The organism is Peribacillus sp. YIM B13477 (genome assembly GCF_042787955.1).
GTDB classification, from domain to species: domain Bacteria; phylum Bacillota; class Bacilli; order Bacillales; family DSM-1321; genus Peribacillus; species Peribacillus frigoritolerans.
In genome coordinates, this window is the sequence record NZ_JBHZPD010000001.1 from 637,182 (window position 1) to 655,739 (window position 18,558).

The following is an 18,558-nucleotide window of genomic DNA, read 5'->3' on the forward strand; positions in this document are numbered from 1 at the left end:
CATTTTGATGAAATAGAAGGAATATCATATTACGAAGATAGGAAGGAGGATTGGAAATGTCTGATAACAAAGTAACTAATAATATGACAACGAGTATTGAGGGGCGGGATCTCGTCATGGAGCGTATATTCGACGGACAGCGGGACCTAGTTTTTAAAGCATTTTCAAATTCTAAGCACTTGGCTGGTTGGTGGGGACCGAGTGGATGGCAAACGGAAAATCGGGAGTTTAATTTTAAGCCTGACGGCGTATGGCATTATTGCATGCGGTGCACAGATGAAAACCAAGGTGAATTTTATGGCCAAGAATCTTGGGGGAAAGCTGTTTATCAAGAAATAACCGTACCCGAGAAGATTGTCTTAACGGACATGTTTGCAGATGAAGAAGGCAACGCAGCCGACGGTATGCCAGTTACACTGGTAACGTTGACGTTTGTTGAACACGAGGGTAAGACAAAACTCATCATGCGTTCTCGATTCGCTTCAGTCGAGGGGCTTCAGCAAGTAATGGGAATGGGTATAGTCCAAGGATGTGCCTCACAATTTTACCGCCTCGACGACCTTCTGAAAAGCAGCAGCAGAGGCAGTAATAAGGTATAGGTGCTATTAAACCGTGTCATATGAACTGAACATATGCGATTCTTACTTAAGCAGGATCGCTTTTTTATTATGCAGCTAAGGACAATGAAGCATGTGGAGAGAAAGAAAAGAAAACTATACTATTAAAAATGGGGGAAGTAATGAAAATCAATCACATAAATTTAACTGTTAATGATGTTACAGCTTCACGTGATTTTTTAGAAACATACTTTGGATTGACATGTGCAGGAAGTAGGGGAGAGGGGTTCGCTGCAATGAAAGATGATGATGGTTCCATATTGACTCTGATGAAAGGAAGCAATGTACAATACCCCAAAACTTTTCATGTTGGATTCATTCAAGAAAATGAAGAACAAGTTAACAGGATCAATCAGAGGTTGAAGGAGGATGGATTCAAGGTAAAACCTCCACAACACTTACACAGATATACTTTCTACGTAGAAGCACCCGGAGGATTTAATGTTGAAGTACTGTGTTAAAAGTTTATGGAGATGTTTCTAAAGATGAATTAGGTGGAAAAACTGAAAAAGATGGTAGTGATAGTGCTAAAAATACTGGATTTACACAAAATATTACTGCAATGGAAATGCAAGAATTTGTTTAAAATTAATTGATGGAAAAAATGAAAATACCTACATTCATTGCAATCTAGGGAAATTCAAAGTTGGAGCGATGGAAGTAGTCATGCTCTAGAAATCCACCAAGCATCTCTGAGATACTAGATTTTAAAAAGATCTTCAATGTATTCTTGAATCATTCGCGATTTTACTAAACGATAATTATACGAATTTAAGGGCAATACTACATAGGAGTATTGCCCTTAGTTTTTCACAACTGATGATATTGACAATGAAGTGAGAAAATCAGGAATGAAGGGGCTTGACAAGTATTTTATGAAATTTAGTTCTTCCGATCCTACCGGGGAGACGTTAAGGCGGTAAATCGGACTTTGTTTTCGCAAACCAAATTCATTCATGATAAGATAAATAAAATCAAATACTAGTAAGGCGGGGTGGAGCCAATCAATTCTGGCTCCTCCCTGCTTTTTTTGCCCACCCGATATCTGGAGGTTTTATTTTGAATGTTATCGTAAATAAATTTAAAAAAATGGGATACAAGCATGTTTCTTTGTACGCCGTCATAGCACTTTGTTTTGTTTTGTCTGTTATCTTTGTTCATCACAATTATTCATTCTATGAACGACCGATAGCCAAAGTCATCAAAACAAATCTGGAAAATACAACTGAATTGAATGATATGTATCAAAATGAAGATCGACTATTTACCCAGAGTATAATAGCCGAAATACAAAATGGAGAAGAAAAAGGAAAGCTAATTCATTTAAAAAATGAATATTCCTCATCCGGAGCTTTTGATCAAGAATATCGAGTTGGAAATGATTTATTTGTTTCGATTGATACGAAGACTAAAGAAAATTCAGAGTTAACTGGAACAATAAAAGACGTAAAACGTGATAAATTTGTGTTGATTGTAGCATGGGTTTTTATCTTGACATTACTTATCGTTGGAAAAAAACAAGGCCTGCTTTCAATTATCAGTTTGGCAGTTAATGCCATATTATTGTCATATGCATTAGATTTTTATTTGAATACATCAAACATTGGTTTGGTTTTGATATGCAGTATAAGCATCATACTATTTACGGTCTTTTCCCTTTTACTCGTTAATGGTTTTAATGAAAAAACATATGCAGCCGTTATTGCGACACTGTTAGGGACATTTTTATCTCTGCTCATTGCTTATCTTGTTATGTGGTTAACTTCCGAAAAGGGCCTTCGATATGAAGAGATGCAATTTATCACTCGTCCTTATAAAATGGTGTTTTTGGCAGGGTTATTTATCGGTTCTTTAGGAGCTGTCATGGATATAGCCATTACCATGTCTTCTTCGATTTTCGGTTTGTATGAAAAGAATAACCACATATCAGTAAAAGCACTTAAAACTTCAGGATTAGAGATTGGAAAAGACATTATGGGGACCATGACAAATATTTTGTTTTTTGCCTATATAAGTGGTTCCATTCCTATGATTATTTTGTATTTGAAAAATGATTCCTCATTGGGTTTTACCCTTTCCATGAACCTCACATTGGAATTGGCCCGTGCTCTTGCAGGTGGTATCGGAATCGTGTTAACTATCCCGATCGGTCTATATGTCTCTATTTTTTTCATTAATCGAAAGAGGGAAAGATAATGAATGTATTAGTGTTGCTAGCGTTTATACTATTTATATTAATGATCTTGATTGGCGGAAAAAAAGGGGCACGTTCATTTTTTGCTTTGTTCCTAAACTTTGGTGTGTTACTTTTCACCATCATTTTTATGACTAATCCATATATTGATCCGTATATCGTAACATTGATTGCATGTACGGTGATTAGTTATATTAATTTATTTTTCATTAACGAAGTGAACAGTACAACAAAAACAGCATTCATTTCTACTATTATCACGATTGTTATTGTACTCTTTTTTATTGTCATTGTGACGGAAAATGCGATGATACAAGGTTTCGGTGAAGAAGAAATAGAAGAGCTTAGCGTCTTTTCCCTTTATATTGGGGTGGATTTTGTTAAAATTGGAGCTTCAGTAATTATTATGAGTACTATTGGCGCGATTATCGATACAGCCATGGCCATTGCATCTCCCATGCGAGAAATGCATCATCACCATCCATCCATAAGCAAGAAGGAATTATTCACATTTGGATTGAGTATTGGGCGGGATATTCTAGGGACATCTACGAATACACTATTTTTTGCTTTCTTTGGAGGCTATTTGGCATTGCTTATATGGTTTAAAGATTTGTCCTATTCTGTTGGGGAAATAGTAAACTCAAAAATATTCAGTGCTGAAATGATCACTATATTTTGTGCTGGAACCGGAGTAGCCCTGATCATTCCTATTACAGCCTTGATTACTGCTTATTTTTTGGTGAAAAAAGGAGAAAATAAAGAGAAAGCTATATAGGTTCATGGCAAAAAGGCTTATGGGCACTCATTTGTATAATCGGAATAAGTCTTTGTTTTTTTGCAAATGATTATCCATATTCGGCGGGATACGCTTAACCGTTTCATTCTTGAGGACGGTTGGTGGAGGAACAAGATGCCATATTGCCTATATAAGCCTACAGCCATTTTAATTGCTTGATGTATATATATGGTTTGATAATAACGAAAAAGCTGACTGCAGAAGCCCGTTCAAAACGGCTCCTGTTATCAGCTTTTCTTTTTTACCATGGGCTCCAATTCGATAATGGGGCTGCACGCCGAAATCAAACATGTATGTTTAGCTGTTTGCGGAGTCGTTGCATTTCTGAATTGAAATAGGCTTTGCTGTAATCACATCCGACAATTGCTACGATATTGCCGTCATCATCGATGATTGGCGCAAAGCTTGTTTTCCACTCACCATACCTGTCTTCGTATATGGGAGTAACACCCGCTTTACCATTAAACGCCTGGTAAGCGACATTGACCATTTCCGGGGGACCCATATATTCTTCCCCCGGTTCAATTACAAAGCCTTTGTCTGCAACAAGGTGAATCAGACGTCCCTCCTCCGACATGATAAATATAAAGACCCATTCAATTACGCCTTCCTTTTCTTGAATCATGGTAAGTTTTTGTTTTAATTTCTGGGAATAGGAAGTTTGCCGGTTCATATTTTTTTGTAGACTGATAACCTCTTCAGCTGGAATGATAGCTGCGGTTACAACGGCAATGGATCGAAGCCGCTGGTTTATTTGTTCTTCTAAAATGGCCCGTTTATCCACTGGTGAAAAGCTTGCCTCTTCCATTTTATTTCGTAATTTTTTATATTTCCTGCTCATAGTCGGCTGGCTGACTTCCAATACCTTTGCCGCCAGTTTCAATGATTTATATTGTTCCATCGCCATGTTGATGAGTTGTTCTTCCACAAGGTCAACGGCTTCCTGCAAAGGCATTAGGAAATCGATGACAGGTAGTGAAAGAGGTTTGGGCCCTTTAAATGGGAGCACCTCTTTAACCAAAGCAACATCCACTTCCGGTATTCCGCTAGTAATCACAAGTCTTTCAACTGTATTTTCAAGTTCGCGCACGTTACCGGGCCATTGATAGATGCAAAGCAAGTCGATTGAATCCGGGGTGAACGCTACCTTTCGATTGTACAGTGTATTGTACTTTTGTAAAAAAAACTGAACCAGGTGGGGGATCTCATCTACACGATTTCTTAGCGGCGGAAGATGGATAGGCACGACATGAAGACGATAATATAAGTCTTCTCGGAATTCACCTTTTTTCACCATTTTTTCGAGCGATTTATTTGTTGCGGCAATCACTTGAATGTCAACACGATGTGAGGTCGTACTTCCAATTGGTGTGACGACTCGTTCCTGAAGGACACGAAGCAGTTTTACCTGTACGTTAAGAGGTAACTCGCCCACTTCATCCAAAAATAAGATACCTTTATGGGCCAGTGTGAATTTTCCCTTGGCGCCTTCTTTCCGTGCGCTGGTAAAAGCCCCTTCTACATAGCCAAACAGTTCGCTTTCAATCAGGTTTTCCGGAATGGCGCCGCAATTGACAGGTATAAATGGTCCGTCGCTTCTATTACCCATATTATGTATGGCTCTGGCGGCTATTTCCTTTCCTACACCGGATTCCCCCAATAAAAGGACGGTTGCGCTGACATCACAAACCATTTGCATTTTATGCAGAACATCAAGCATCGGTTTACTGCGGATCACAAATGGAAAAGTTGGCTTTTTCGATTCCATTAATGGTCCCGATTGCCCCCTTGATGTATCTGGATATGAGTCTTTAATTTCTTTGTAAGCCCAGACCCATGCCCCGGATTCAATTGGGTATGCCGTCATCAGCAGCTCATGACCCTGCCATGAGGACTGCATGAAAGATCTTTTCTCATTTTTGGCCATTATCTCTTCTGCCAAGCTTGTGGAAAATAAATCTTGTTCAACATCCTTGATGGAACCACCGACATTAGCAGATTTGATTGTATGGAATAAGGTTTTCCCTGTTCCGGTCGATTTCATGATGGTGCCATTTTTATCTGTCACAATAAGTTGATCGTAAATAGACAAGAGTGCAGAGGTGAAGTGATCCATTTATGTCTACCTGCCTTTCATTTAACTTCCTAGTTTCATATTACAGAAATTTCACAATTGTTCAATAGTTTCAAAAATGAATATTCTTCCTATTGAAAACCCTGTTAGCATAGTGCTTTCTGATTGGCATGGTTATTGCAATAAGTAAAGAGAAGGGACTAGGAAGCATGATTGCAAAGGAGGGAGAAGCGATTTTGAATAAAGAGAATCAGTTCCAACAGAATATCAATTCTGAAGATCCCTTTATTCAAAATCTATATTCAGATTTGAATGAGCGGATCAATGCGTATGAGCAGGAAGATGCCGTGAAAATCGAAAAAATGAAATGGAGTGATGCGACAGGTTCTATTTTTTTCATGATTTTAATTATCGCCTACCTAATCTATTCATTTGTCTAAAATGTTGTTTAGGTCACGAAGAACAATGACAGCCTCATTCCAAGCCATACAATCATTATTTTAATAGTTGGGAGAGAAGCGTGTGAGCAAAGAGAATTCCTCCATTTCAAAGGATGTGGCCTTTGGGTTCTTACCGGCAAGTAAAAACGACCGGATTTTTAACCTACGGGATTTAATTTTAGTTCAAGTTGTTATTGGCCTCTCATCTTTTGGGCTGTTGACTGGCGGATATACAGGTACAATGCTTGACGCAAAGCAGTCACTTGCAGCGATTTTATTCGGTAACGCCTTCCCTATGCTGTTGATTGTTCCCATTACCCTTTATTTTGCGCGTTATGGCATAGACACTTTTGTAGGGTTTCGAAGTTCCCTTGGTTATTTAGGATCCAATATCTTTTTCTTTGTTTTTCTTATTTTAACCCTCGGCTACATTTCCATTGCGCTCTTTATGTCCGGCCAGGCGTTGGCAGAGGCTGCCAATTGGCTGGGGATGCCCGCGATTTTTTCAAGCCAAGCAATGGGGGCGCCGTTTTTCTCGATTTTACTCTTTATCTGTGCATTTCTTGTAACCGTGAGGGGACCGGTAGCGATTCAAAAATATACCGCAGTGGCCGTGCCGGTTTTTATGGTTCTCATGTTTGGCCTTCTCGCAATTGTCTTGTTTGGACAGGGATTCACGAAAGTTGCCCATATACTTCCTTCTGAACCCTTTGAAACGACTTCTCGTTCATTCGCGACAGCCCTGGAATTAAATATCGGTCTCGGCTTTTCATGGCTTCCGTATCTAGGCCAATACAGCCGTTTGTCCAAAACAGAAGGAGGCGCATTTAAAGCGGGATTCTACAGTTATGGAATCATCGTCTGTATCGCTGCTTTAGTTGGGGCCCTTGCTGCATTAGTCGCTGGTTCACTTAATCCTTCTGACTGGATGTTTTCCATCGCAGGAAGTTGGGGCGGCTTCATTGGCTTGATTTTACTTTCGGTAGGGAATGTCGGTGCAGCCATTTTCCTTATGTACTCACAAGCTGTCAGCTTTAAGACTGTATTCCCGAAAAAATCATGGATGATTGCGATGGGAACGACCGTACCGACTATATTCTTACTTCTAAGCTCAACGTTCTACGATGCATTTGGTTCATTCATTGCTGTCATTTCCTTCATTATGGCTGTACTTGGCGGCATTGTCGTGGCAGATTACTTTTTTGTAAAGCGCCAACGCATTTCAATAAGGGATTTGTATGACACACAAGGCTCTTATACCTATTGGAAAGGCATTAACCCGTCTGCCGTTCTCACGGTGGTCATTGGAACGATCGTTTACTGGGCACTCTATAATCCATTGACTTTTGAAGCAAGTGACTTTTTCCTTTATACAGCTGCCGGAATTCCAACATACTTTGTCGCTTTAGTCACCTACTATGTTTCATCTAAATACATTTTCCGTTATGAAGTTGACATGGTGCGTCCATCCGTGGAATTAAAGGAAGCTAAGTAGAAAAAGACTCACTTTAAAGAATCTAGGGAACGAGAGGAGATTGTTCAATGTTTACACAAAGTTTAGATTTCAAAACAACAGATTTAGATACATTCCCATTTCCATTCACTTCAGGTAACTATCGTTATTCAAACGACTTGAAAAAACTCTCAAACGTTAACTGTATTGAAGTTACACCAGAATACAAACTCCAAGTGGAAACGAAGCGTCGTCTCCTTGAAGAACAGCCGCATATAAGGTTTCAATCTTTTTCACACACAATGGAAATGCAATGGGAAGTGTTGGAAATGCTGATTGACATGGCAGCTGATCGCTATCCGGAGCATTTCGAGGTCATTAAAGATGGGGACAAATGGACTTTCAAGAACCACATTTTCGGGGAAACCGATTCATTCGTGTATGGCGATGCCAGCACGCTTCCAAATGAGCCGCTTGACTATATAGGCCGCCATTTCCATAATGATTTTGTTTTAATGGTTCATCGCGATAGTAATTTCTATTTGGAAGTGGGTCAAGTTTCATACGCTGCACTCTTCTCGGCTAACTGGAATAAAGGGATGTCCTTTGATGAGATACATGCACCTGTTCCATTCGTATCAAGGAAAGGAGATGAACTCGCAGATCGCGTTCGTAAGTTTTTATTATCCATCGAGCCAGGAAAGCCATGGACACGCATCAATTGGAACCTGATGGCGGACCGTTGGGATGTCAACTATGAAACGATGGATGTCTGGGGACCGCAACGTTCTGAAATAACACCGGAAAATGCAGGTAAACTTGTTCGTTTGCGTGTTGAAGAACAAAAATTTTATCGCATGCCACGAAGCAACGCCATTCTATTCGTATTGAATACTCAATTCCTGCCGCTAGAGGATTTGACATTGCGCCAGGAGTGGTTTGATCTGACATATAGCGTACTGCAGGATATTCCCGGACCAATGGCTGAATACAAAGGAATTGCCCCATTCCTGCCACAATCGGTCGAATATTTGAGGGGTATCGATGAAAAGAAAAAAGCGAAGATAAACAATAAGTAGGAGGATAGGGCCTTGTACAATAGTCCAGTATTGTTTGATAAATCCATTACGATCGTAAACAAATTTACCCCTCGGAATGAACGAAGAAAGTTTGTTGTCATTTCTGATCAAGCCGGATATGATCAGGCGAAAAGTTTCACTTCTGAAATTGCAGGTACAGTGCCTGTTGAATGTCTATCCATTAACGGAATGGAAGATAAAGAGGAGATTAAGAGAGTCATCCTGTCACAAAAGATGGGCACCCAATTTTATATTGCGGCTGCATGGAACAATGCCGTGATGATCTTCTCGCTCGGAGTGGAGGCTGGTCTATCTGAAGCTGAGATCCAGACGGTGATTATCGGGCCTAAACGACGATACGTATATTGCATGAAATGTTTCGAAGTGTCGGAAGTCGAAGAAGAAGCAGAAATTGCAGAATGTGACCATTGCAAAGCCAGTCTTGAAATAGGTCCTTTTTATTCAATCGTACGGGAAGGTTATATTGGTTACCCATACATCCCGATCGGAAAAGAAGAAGTAGGGAGCTGATCATCATGCGGGTAGTAGGAAATATTCAAATGAAAGTAAACAAGATCATTCAAGAAACTCCATTCGTGAAACAGTTCGAGTTGATTCCAGTTGATGGAATGCCGTTGCCTGCATTTACAGGCGGTTCGCATTTGACCACTTACATGCCGTCTGGAGATAAGATTTTCGAGAGAGAGTACTCTCTTATCAGCAACCCAAGGGACCGCAATAAATATACAATTTCCATTCGGCGTGATGGGGCATCACGCGGAGGTTCGGCTTTCTGGCATGATCAAGTAAAGATAGATTCCAGGTTGGAAGTCAGTTTTCCCAAAAATAACTTCCCTCTCAGCTTTCGAGCTAAGCATCATGCTTTTTATGCAGCTGGAATCGGCATAACCCCATTTCTGGCAATGATGGAAGACATGGCCGCCGAAGGGCAAACCTTCGAACTCCATTATGCAGCACGCACTCCGGAGTTATGTGCTTTTTATGATCTGCTGAAAGCCAAATACCCTGATCAATGCAACTTTTATTTTTCGCAGGCAGAAGACAAACGCAGAATGATGCCCGAGACGATGATGGATCATCGCATTGGCACGCACGTCTATTTTTGCGGACCAATCGAGATGGTGCAAGAGTATCGAAAAGCTGCCAGTTCATATGGTTATCCGGAACATGCAATCCACTTCGAATTATTTGCGACAAAAAATGATGGGGCGAGAGATCCTTTCATCGTCGACCTTACGGACAGCGATCGGTCCATCCACGTTCATGAGGGTGAAACACTGCTTGATGCGCTTTTAAGGGAAGGAATCGATGCACCTTATTCTTGTAAAGTCGGCGGGTGCGGAAGTTGTGAGGTGGATGTTGCAGAAGGTGAAGTGGATCACCGGGATTTCTTCCTTAGCGAAGAAAACCGTCAAACACGAAAGTCAATCCTGACATGCTGCTCACGTGCGAAGGAAGACAGACTGGTCCTAAAACTGTAACGATTAAATTCCGTTAAGATTAATAAAAAATAATGAAAACCGGAGGAATGAAACATGACAATATTAGAAACGGCAGTATTAGAGCTTAAAAATTACATCGACGGTAAGTGGCAGACCTCATCTTCAAATGAAGTAATCCCGGTAATCAATCCTGCAACACAGGAAATCATCGCAAAAGCTCCGCGTGCCACCAAAGAAGATACAGAAAGGGCAATCTCAGTAGCGAAGGCAGCCTTTGAAAGTGGAATCTGGTCAGGCCTAACAGCACAGGAGCGTGCTTCCTACCTATATAAAATCGCTGATAAAATCGATGAACGTGCCGAAGAGTTAACGATTCTTGAAACAATGGACAACGGGAAACTTAAAGCAGAGGCAGGTTTCGATATTGCTGATGCCGCCGCGTGTTTCCGTTACTACGCTGGTTTGGTCCTTCATCCAGAAGGGGAAACGTATCAAGTTCCCGCTCCCGTGCAAGCGATGGTTGTTCGTGAGCCAGTAGGTGTAGCCGGTTTGATTGTACCTTGGAATTTCCCACTTCTAATGAGTGTCTGGAAAATCGCACCGGCGCTTGCGGCAGGAAACACCATTGTATATAAACCGGCTGAAGTGACACCTGTAACAGCAATGAAATTATTCGAAATCCTGGAGGAAGCAGGCATCCCGAAAGGTGTGGCTAATATGGTGATGGGCCGCGGCACAGTTGTCGGTCAAACCATTGCGGAAAGCAACGATGTTGACATTGTTTCATTTACGGGAAGTACGGATGTTGGCCGCTCTATCATGAAAGCGGCAGCGGGGAACTTAAAGAAAATTTCCCTTGAGCTTGGCGGTAAATCACCTAACATCGTTTTTGCAGATGCAGATTTAGAGACGGCCGTCGATTACGGATTATTTGGCATCTTCTTCGGTGTCGGCCAAGTTTGTTCATCAGGCAGCCGAATTCTAGTTGAAGAAAGTATTTATGATGAATATGTAAAACGTTATGTTGAACGTGCAAATAAAATTAAAGTTGGACCTGGACTTGCAGAAGACAGCAACATGGGGGCCATTGTCAGCGAAGCGCAAATGAATAGCATTTTGAACTATATTGAAATCGGCAAACAGGAAGGTGCGACACTTGCGGCAGGCGGTTACCGTCTTGTTGATGACGGTCTTGACAAAGGGTACTTCATTGCACCGACTGTCTTCACCGATGTAACACCTGACATGCGCATCGTACAAGAGGAGATCTTCGGTCCAGTCGTTGTCATTCAAAAGTTCAAAGATGAAGAAGAAGCTATTAAACTGGCAAATGATACAGACTACGGACTTGCAGGCGGCGTCTTCACTAACGATGGAGCAAAAGGATTGCGTGTGATCAAGAAGGTACGGGCAGGCATCACATGGGTAAATGATTATCATCCAACATATGTCGAGGCGCCATGGGGCGGTTACAAACAGAGCGGGATTGGACGCAGTTTAGGAAAATACGGCTTGGACGAATACCAGGAAATTAAACAAATCAACATTAATCTCGATGTAAAACCCGTCGGCTGGTTTCCAAAATAATCGTCACTTACTTTCTTTAATCAAACCAAAAACCTAATCCAAATACGGATTAGGTTTCAGTTTGGCGACAAAATGGGGTTAGTGAAAGGGTTATGTGTAATGATTTCCACTCCAGGCACTCGCTTTCCGCGGGCGGTCCGCCCTCGGCTGTTCGCCTGCGGGGTCTCCCTTGGCCACGCTTTTCCCGCAGGAGTCTCGTACCTTCCATTCCAATCAACTGGAACTTCTTTTTTAAGAAATATTGAAGGGAAACTGTCTCTTCTTCTCCAATTCGTTTAAACAGTCTGGCGGTTTCATCAATTTTTTGACAAAAGGAGTTTCGAATTGCACTCGCCCTGAGCCAATATTAAACTTGAGTATCTTTCATGTTTTTTACTAGTTTATACGGATGTAATCCTCACTAGATTGAAGAGATTTGCGACACTCCTGCCGAATTACTGGCTAGCCGAGACCCCACAGGCGCTTGCGCTGAGGAGGCTTGGCAGACAGTCGGCGGAAAGGGAGCGCATCTCTGAAATCAGCTGCAACTTTTTTCAATGCACACTGAGTTTTCATCGAGTTTGTCTACAGTCTGAAACCTAATCCAAATAAGGATTAGGTTTTTTCAAACTGTCGAGAAATTTTTAAAAACACTTAACAATTAGTTCTTAACCCTTAAAGTATCTGAAATTAACAATCTTAAGATATAAGCCATTTCGCAGGCATTTTTATTATGCAACAAATGGACAAGTTTTCCTGTGATGAATGAAAATGGATTTGAGCATAAAAAACACCATTGATATGATAAAAGTAACATACCATTGCTATTTATCGTTTTAATCAGAAATAGGGCAATGAGATTGAATCGTTTTACCGGTGCAGCATTTATTCTTGGTGTCGTTGATTGTCGTACATAGTATCATTAAAAAGGAAAAAACATTACATAATGCTCATAATATAAGTTAATAAGTTCATTGCCTTCTTTAATTGAATAGACTTGGAAGCCGACAGGACTTTCAAAAAGTCTTCAATCAAGGAGGAAGCGTTCTATCAAATAGTTAAGACCAGTCAGGGAGTGGATATTGATGACTAAGTTTTATTCGGATATGACAGTGGAGGAAGCAATATCGTGTTTCCCGATAGGAAGCACTGAAGTGGAAGTTTTGGATGATTCAGAGGATTTCATCGGATTTTTGACAATAGAGGCTTTATCAGCGGCAGTGCAGCAGAGTGATTTGACGAAGCCCATTTCTCATTTCATTACGGTTAATGCACCGCTGCAAAATTTACGGAATTACTCAATACCATATGAGCAATTTCAAGCATTCTTTGAGAGTGATTTATGCAGGGTTGTTTTTAATGCTCTGTATGATGGAGTGTATATCACGGATGGTGATGGAACGACATTATTTATCAATCAAGCTTATCAACGTATTACTGGAATAAGAGAAGAGGAAATCATCGGAAAACCGATGAGTTATTTAATTGAGCAAGGTATGATATCCGTTTCAGCTTCATTGGATTCCATTCGAACGAAGAATCAAGTTACTTTGACACAAAGAATTCGGAATGGAAGAAAGATAATCGTATCGGCCACACCTATTCTATCGCCACAAAGTGAAGTCATATTTGTCATAAATAGTGTCAGGGATATTACTGAATTAATTCGGATGAAGTATACGATTGACAGCCAAAAGTTATCTTTCCAACCTATTTCCCAATTATTGCCTGGCTCGGAACAGGTGAATTTACAGGAAATAATCATTGGTCCTTCTACAACTCCTTTATTCAAACTGGCTGATAAAGTGGCTAAAACGGATGCGAAGATCTTGTTACAGGGGGAAACGGGAGTAGGGAAGAGTTTAATCGCCAAGTACATACATGCCAAAAGCTCCAGAAAGGAAAAAATTTTCCTTGAATTAAATTGCGGAGCCATTCCAGCGAACTTGGTGGAATCTGAACTTTTTGGATATGAACCAGGGGCATTTACCGGTTCCCTTAAGAATGGAAAAATGGGGATTTTTGAAAAAGTGAATGGTGGCACGTTATTTTTGGACGAAATTGGGGATTTACCTTTAGAGTTACAGGTGAAACTTTTGAAAGTGGTAGAAGAAAATAAGTTTATGAGAGTGGGTTCTACCGAAATGAAAGAAGTGGATGTCAGGTTAATTACAGCCACCCATCGTGATCTGGCCTCCCTCGTGCAAGAAGGATCCTTCCGCGAAGATCTTTATTACCGGCTTAATATCGTTTCCTTTGAAGTCCCGCCTTTGCGCCAGAGAAAGGAAGAAACGATCCCGCTTTTAGAAATGTATTTGAAAAAATTCAATGAAAAATATAATGAGAAGAAAAAGATGACACCGGAATGCTATGAATGGCTGACGAACTATTCGTGGCCTGGTAATATACGTGAGCTTGCGAGTCTTGCAGAGCGGCTGGTGGTCACGACTTATGATGATACGATTGATTTACCTAATTTACCATCTATCATCCAGCCGGTCTTATCAAGAAAAACTACAACACATTCTTTGAAGGAAGCCGTTTCCGAGCTGGAGCGTTCACTGATATTGAATGCGATGAAAAAATATGGGACTACAAGGGCCGCCGCCATCTCTTTGGATATCAGTCAAAGCGCTTTGGTGCAAAAAATGAAAAAATTTCACATTCGATTAGAAAACGAATCGAATTAGTTTTTTTGATTTGATTTCTACTCATTATTGATCCTGTTAAAAAGGTATCTCCCTTATAAATTAAGCGTTTTCACTTTGGCATGATTCCTGCATTAGTAAAAACATGAAAGGGGAGATAAACATGAATATTTCTATATTTTCTATGGCTAACAAATTGGTGACAGGAGCAGATTCTTTACAGCAGCTGACTGATGAGGCTACGCGATTAGGGATGAGGAATCCGTTGATCGTTACAGATAAAGTTTTAGTGGGTGCCGGGGTTATACAAAGGGTTGAGGATTTACTTTCATCAGCATACGGTATTTTCTCGGATGTGAATCCAGAACCGGAAATTGAAATCGTTGAGCATTGTGTACGGACAATCAAGGACGGAAAACATGATGGACTGATTGCGGTAGGCGGTGGAAGTGCGATTGATATTGCAAAGGCCTCTTCCGTCATGGCTACGAATTCAGGCAGCATCGAGACCTATTTCGGTACGAACTTGATTGAAGTTCCAGGTCTCCCTTTAATAGCTATACCCACGACGGCAGGTACCGGGTCAGAAGTGACGAATATTTCGATTTTATCGGACAAAAAAGAACAGGTTAAGAAGGGAATCGTAAGTCCGTACCTTTTACCGGATGTAGCGATTGTATCACCCGTCATGACGCTGACTTGCCCGCCAAGTGTGACTGCTGCGAGCGGAGTGGATGCACTTGTTCATGCCGTAGAGGCCTATATTTCCAAATTTGCGTCGCCCGTTACGGATGCGTTGGCAATTGGGGCCATGAAGTTAATCGCCGTACATTTACCAAAGGCTTATGCTGCGCCGGATAATCTGGAATCACGGGAAGCGATGATCACTGGAAGCCTAATGGCAGGGTTAGCTTTTGGCAATGCAGGTGTTGGAGCTGTTCATGCCTTAGCTTATCCGCTTGGAGGCCGCTTCCATTTATCACATGGAGTCAGCAATTCATTATTACTGCCATTTGTCATGAAGTGGAATAAAATTGCCTGTTTGGAAAGGTTTCGCGACATTGCTGAAGCACTTGGAGAGAAAGTCAATCATTTAAATGATGATGAGGCAGCGGATAAAGCGATAGAAGCGATGACCAGAATATGTCGCCATGTTGATATACCACAGTCACTAAGTGAATTTGAGATTCCTGAATCGGCTTTAAGTGAAATGGCTGCCGAGGCCATCAAACAAGTCCGTTTACTTCGCAATAATCCCCGTGCGTTAAACGTTCGGGATATCGAAAAAATATATCGTTCAGCCTATGGCTTGTAAGTGGAGGAAACAATATGAAATGGAAAAAACGCCGCTACGGAGAAGAGACATCGTATATACCTGCGGGACCTTTTAAGATTAGACTGCCATTTGTCCATTATCGTTTTGAGTGGCCTGACTACGTTCAAGGATTATTGATGTGTGCAGTTGACCTTGGAGCGATAACGCTGCTTGCAGACCATCTCGGTATGCCTTTTGATGTGGCCCTGGCCGTCGTTATCTTGAATGGATTATTATACTTGGCGCATCATTTACTCGGAGACCCGGTTATACCAGGTTGGATTACACCTGCGGTTCCATTGCTTGTATTGTTCGTCGGGCAATTTCCGGAGGGGCCTGATCGGGTCTATGCACTCGTTGCGTTTCAATTAACATTAGGTATCTTATCGATATTGCTAGGGATGACCGGACTTGCCAGTAAGGTCGTGCGATTAGTGCCGAATGCAATCAAATCAGGCATTATTTTAGGGGCGGGTATTGGTGCTGTCGTTTCCATTTTTGAAGTGGGTGGAAAGTTTGATTTATTTCCTTATACAATTAGCATTTGTATCGGCTTTGCTTTTTATCTGCTTTTTTCGAAAAGTTTTGGAAAATTGAAAATGCGAAATAAAGTTTGGGTATTCATAGGGAATTTAGGGATATTGCCGGCAATTTTGCTCGCGGTCTTTGTAGCCCCCATTTTTGGAGAAGCAAAATGGCCTGATATCCAATGGGGATTCAGCAGTCCGGATTTTGCTACGCTTTGGTCAGACTATACTGTTTTCGGTTTAGGTTTTCCTGCCTTGACCTTCTTTTTAAGTGCGATTCCAGCTGTATTTGCTACTTATTTAGTCGTATTCGGTGATGTGCTCAAAACAAAAGCGCTGCTTTCTGAATCCGATGAGGTCAGGGAAGATGAAAAAGTGGACTACAATCCAAACAGAGCCCATTTAATTTTCGGCGGCCGTAATGTGATCATGAGTTTTATCGGACCTGATATAACAATGTGCGGTCCGTTGTGGGCAGCCATGCAGGTCGTAGTTGTGGAACGGTTCAAGAATGGCAAGAAAGCCATGAATTCTTTCTTCGGCGGTGCCGGCTCGTTCCGTTGGGGTACGAATACAGGGTTGTTCTTATTGCCGGTAGTCAGCCTGGTGGAACCCATTCTCGGTGTCGCCTTGGCCTTGACGCTTTTGGTTCAAGGATATGTTAGCGTACGCGTAGGCGTGATGCAGGCGAAGAGCCAACGCGACCTCGGAATTGCAGGTGTCGTTGCTGCCATCCTTGTTATAAAAGGTGCTGGCATGGCGTTTGCTGCAGGCATTCTATTATGTGCCCTATTATATGGCAAGGACTTTTTCAAAGGAGAGAATGATAAGACTTTTACAGAACATGGAGAAGAAGAGGAGAGTAAAGCATCATGAAAAAAGTAGTGGAAAAATGGCCAATTTATATTAACGGAGCACCTATTTATACAGAAAGTCATTTTGTAGTGGAAAATCCAGCAACATTGGAGCCTGTGGGCTATGTTCCGGACGCTAACGAAAAAGAGGCAAGGGCTGCTGTGGATGCAGCTCAAGCTGCTTTTCTGACTTGGTCGAAAACGAGTGCATACCATAGGGCGGGATTACTTGAGAAATGGTATACAATCATTGAGAACAGGCTGGATGAAATCGCAACGATCATGACCCTGGAACAAGGAAAGCCATTGGCAGAGGCAAAAGGTGAAATGAAGTATGCCTCAAGTTTCGTGAAATGGTTCGCTGAAGAAGCAAAGCGCAACTATGGGGAAATCATTCCAGCCTCCGTTGCATCAAAGCGTATTTTAGTGCAAAAGCAGGCAGTCGGTGTCATTGCTGCCATTACCCCGTGGAATTTTCCTGCTGCCATGATCACGAGAAAAGTGGCGCCAGCTCTTGCTGCGGGATGTACCGTGGTCATAAAACCCGCGGAACAAACACCTTTGACCGCTTTGCTATTGGTTGAAAGTGCTCATGAAGCGGGCATTCCGGCTGGTGTGATAAATATTGTAACTACACAAAAACCGGGAGATGTATCAGACGTGTGGATGAATGATTCACGTGTTAAGAAGATCACATTTACCGGCTCCACTCCAGTAGGGAAACATTTAATGAAAAAGGCATCAGAAACAGTGAAAAAAGTCTCGCTTGAACTCGGTGGATTGGCTCCGTTCATCATTGCTGAGGATGCGAATATCGAAGAAGCAGTAAATGGTTTGATTCTATCGAAATTCAGGAATGCTGGACAAACATGTATTTGTGCGAACAGGATATTCGTCCATGAGACAATTGAACAGCCGTTTTTACAAGCTTTCGAACAAGCCGTTTTAGCTTTGAAGGTTGGAAATGGAATGGAAGGAGCCGATCTTGGTCCATTGATAGATGGAGCTGCAGTTAAAAAGGTTCGGCTTCAATTGGAGGATGCTGCAAGTAAGGGGGCCATCCTCCATAACACCTCAAAAGTCGATGAACAACAAGGCCATTTCATAGCACCAGCCATACTTTCCAATGTAACGGATGATATGCTGTGCATGCAGGAAGAAACGTTTGGGCCAATTGCGCCAGTCAGTACATTCAGAACCGATCAAGAAGCGATAGATCGAGCCAATAACACGAATTTTGGCTTGGCAGCTTATGTGTATACCGAGTCACTTAATAAGGCGGTTGCCTACTCGGATGCACTTGAATATGGGATTGTCGGTATTAATGACAGTGCCCCATCCACTGCACAAGCGCCATTTGGAGGCATGAAGGAAAGCGGTATAGGCAGGGAAGGCGGACACTACGGCATGGATGAATATTTAGAAGTGAAGTATGTCTCCATGCAGCTTGGCCAGTAAAAAAACGGAAGGGTCCGCCATGATTCTTAAGGCAAAAAAAGAGTGGAAGGCACATCAATTATCGATGTGCC

16 protein-coding genes are annotated in these 18,558 nt (G+C 41.7%); 15 read left to right on the top strand and 1 reads right to left on the bottom strand.

Annotation, left to right across the window (positions count from 1 at the left end):
• Positions 1-56: 56 nt before the first annotated feature.
• The 5 genes from ACFX4H_RS03165 (at position 57) to ACFX4H_RS03185 (ending at position 3,589) form a co-directional block, all read left to right on the top strand.
• Positions 57-599 carry an SRPBCC domain-containing protein gene (locus tag ACFX4H_RS03165; RefSeq protein ID WP_249598826.1) on the top strand — a complete coding sequence of 181 codons (543 nt, stop codon included), beginning with the start codon at positions 57-59 and terminating at the stop codon, positions 597-599.
• Positions 600-739: 140 nt separating this feature from the next.
• The gene (locus ACFX4H_RS03170) at positions 740-1,078 is read left to right on the top strand and encodes a VOC family protein (protein WP_034307748.1); all 339 of its coding nucleotides are present in this window, start codon (positions 740-742) and stop codon (positions 1,076-1,078) included.
• Complete coding sequence (locus ACFX4H_RS03175) at positions 1,072-1,203, top strand: hypothetical protein (protein WP_283780729.1); 132 nt, start codon at positions 1,072-1,074, stop codon at positions 1,201-1,203. Before ACFX4H_RS03170 ends, ACFX4H_RS03175 begins: the two co-directional genes overlap by 7 nt.
• A 473-nt stretch (positions 1,204-1,676) precedes the next feature.
• On the top strand, positions 1,677-2,813 hold the full coding sequence (locus ACFX4H_RS03180) for a YibE/F family protein (RefSeq protein WP_377433884.1): 1,137 nt from the start codon (positions 1,677-1,679) through the stop codon (positions 2,811-2,813).
• Positions 2,813-3,589 (top strand): YibE/F family protein, encoded by a 777-nt coding sequence (locus tag ACFX4H_RS03185; RefSeq protein WP_034307746.1) that lies wholly within the window; start codon positions 2,813-2,815, stop codon positions 3,587-3,589. Before ACFX4H_RS03180 ends, ACFX4H_RS03185 begins: the two co-directional genes overlap by 1 nt.
• Positions 3,590-3,893: 304 nt before the next feature.
• On the opposite strand, the gene ACFX4H_RS03190 is transcribed toward ACFX4H_RS03185, so the two are convergent.
• Positions 3,894-5,726 (bottom strand): sigma 54-interacting transcriptional regulator, encoded by a 1,833-nt coding sequence (locus tag ACFX4H_RS03190; RefSeq protein WP_377433886.1) that lies wholly within the window; start codon positions 5,724-5,726, stop codon positions 3,894-3,896.
• 167 nt (positions 5,727-5,893) lie between these two features.
• On the opposite strand from ACFX4H_RS03190, the gene ACFX4H_RS03195 reads away from it, so the two are divergent.
• The 10 genes from ACFX4H_RS03195 to ACFX4H_RS03240 all read left to right on the top strand — a co-directional run bounded on the left by ACFX4H_RS03195 (position 5,894) and on the right by ACFX4H_RS03240 (position 18,487).
• Positions 5,894-6,124: a hypothetical protein gene (locus ACFX4H_RS03195; protein ID WP_377433888.1), complete on the top strand. Its 231-nt coding sequence runs from the start codon at positions 5,894-5,896 to the stop codon at positions 6,122-6,124.
• An 82-nt stretch (positions 6,125-6,206) separates the two neighbouring features.
• The gene (locus tag ACFX4H_RS03200) at positions 6,207-7,619 is read left to right on the top strand and encodes a purine-cytosine permease family protein (RefSeq protein WP_034307741.1); all 1,413 of its coding nucleotides are present in this window, start codon (positions 6,207-6,209) and stop codon (positions 7,617-7,619) included.
• 47 nt (positions 7,620-7,666) lie between these two features.
• Positions 7,667-8,656 carry a heme-dependent oxidative N-demethylase family protein gene (locus tag ACFX4H_RS03205; RefSeq protein ID WP_249598823.1) on the top strand — a complete coding sequence of 330 codons (990 nt, stop codon included), beginning with the start codon at positions 7,667-7,669 and terminating at the stop codon, positions 8,654-8,656.
• A gap of 12 nt (positions 8,657-8,668) precedes the next feature.
• The gene (locus ACFX4H_RS03210; protein WP_241634306.1) at positions 8,669-9,187 is read left to right on the top strand and encodes a hypothetical protein; all 519 of its coding nucleotides are present in this window, start codon (positions 8,669-8,671) and stop codon (positions 9,185-9,187) included.
• A gap of 5 nt (positions 9,188-9,192) precedes the next feature.
• Entirely contained in the window at positions 9,193-10,158 is a 966-nt protein-coding gene (locus tag ACFX4H_RS03215) for a PDR/VanB family oxidoreductase (RefSeq protein WP_377433893.1), read from the top strand.
• 54 nt (positions 10,159-10,212) lie between these two features.
• Positions 10,213-11,706: an aldehyde dehydrogenase family protein gene (locus tag ACFX4H_RS03220; protein ID WP_377433896.1), complete on the top strand. Its 1,494-nt coding sequence runs from the start codon at positions 10,213-10,215 to the stop codon at positions 11,704-11,706.
• 1,064 nt (positions 11,707-12,770) lie between these two features.
• Entirely contained in the window at positions 12,771-14,375 is a 1,605-nt protein-coding gene (locus ACFX4H_RS03225) for a sigma-54 interaction domain-containing protein (protein ID WP_377433899.1), read from the top strand.
• Between the two features lie 121 nt (positions 14,376-14,496).
• Positions 14,497-15,648, top strand: a complete 1,152-nt coding sequence (locus ACFX4H_RS03230) for an iron-containing alcohol dehydrogenase (RefSeq protein ID WP_377433902.1) — start codon at positions 14,497-14,499, stop codon at positions 15,646-15,648.
• A gap of 14 nt (positions 15,649-15,662) precedes the next feature.
• Entirely contained in the window at positions 15,663-17,051 is a 1,389-nt protein-coding gene (locus ACFX4H_RS03235) for a DUF3360 domain-containing protein (RefSeq protein WP_249598819.1), read from the top strand.
• Positions 17,048-18,487: an NAD-dependent succinate-semialdehyde dehydrogenase gene (locus tag ACFX4H_RS03240; protein ID WP_377433905.1), complete on the top strand. Its 1,440-nt coding sequence runs from the start codon at positions 17,048-17,050 to the stop codon at positions 18,485-18,487. The genes ACFX4H_RS03235 and ACFX4H_RS03240 overlap by 4 nt, the downstream gene beginning before the upstream one ends.
• Positions 18,488-18,558: the final 71 nt, after the last annotated feature.